This window comes from Quyinboa ferrireducens, from assembly GCF_042436675.1.
Classification (GTDB): Bacteria; Bacteroidota; Bacteroidia; order Bacteroidales; family UBA5342; genus JBHJHP01.
The window spans coordinates 1-638 of the sequence record NZ_JBHMVA010000105.1; the positions used below are offsets into that span (position 1 = coordinate 1).

A 638-nucleotide genomic window follows, 5' to 3' on the forward strand; every position below is an offset into this window, starting at 1 on the left:
GCATTCCGCCATAATGTCAAACCTTCACTTGTCAGGTTATTGCCCCAGTTACGTATAATTGAACCATAGTTCTGACAAATCAGTACGGCATCAGCCTTAGTCGTTTCTGAACCAATAGTAGAACCTGCTGGCACATAGTTTACTCCTATGGTTACATTGCCTTCTGCACCTTCCTGGTAACCTAACAGCGTATTGTCGCCTGAGATAACCTGATCAGTTCCATACTGCAAGGATTTGGTTCCGACTCCGCCATCATCTGCTGCTGTTTCTCCTACAATCATAATCTTGTCATCTGTAAAGGTCATTCCTGTAAACAGGGCATGTGACTGATTTGCCGGATCAACTACCAGATAAGGAGAATCTGCTACTTCTGCTACGCCTCCGGCTGTGCCTGATGCAAAGGCTTTATTCTCTCTTAATGCATATACTTTATTATATACAAATGGAACCTCGATACTGGCAAGTCCAAGTACCTTACCCGGCATCCATACTGCATCTCCTGAACCAAAGGTTTCCTGGGCTACCACTACATCGTATCCGCCAAGATCTGTTGTATCACCTGCTCCAAGCTGAATAACGGTTACTTCAAAGTTATCATCTGCATTCAGCATTTCCACAATCGGATCATTGTATGGATC

The 638-nt window shown here is 44.2% G+C and carries 1 protein-coding gene; it reads right to left on the reverse strand.

The window, feature by feature from the left end; genetic code table 11:
- On the reverse strand, positions 1–638 hold a 638-nt coding region (locus ACE01N_RS20625; protein ID WP_380592994.1), incomplete at both ends, for a hypothetical protein.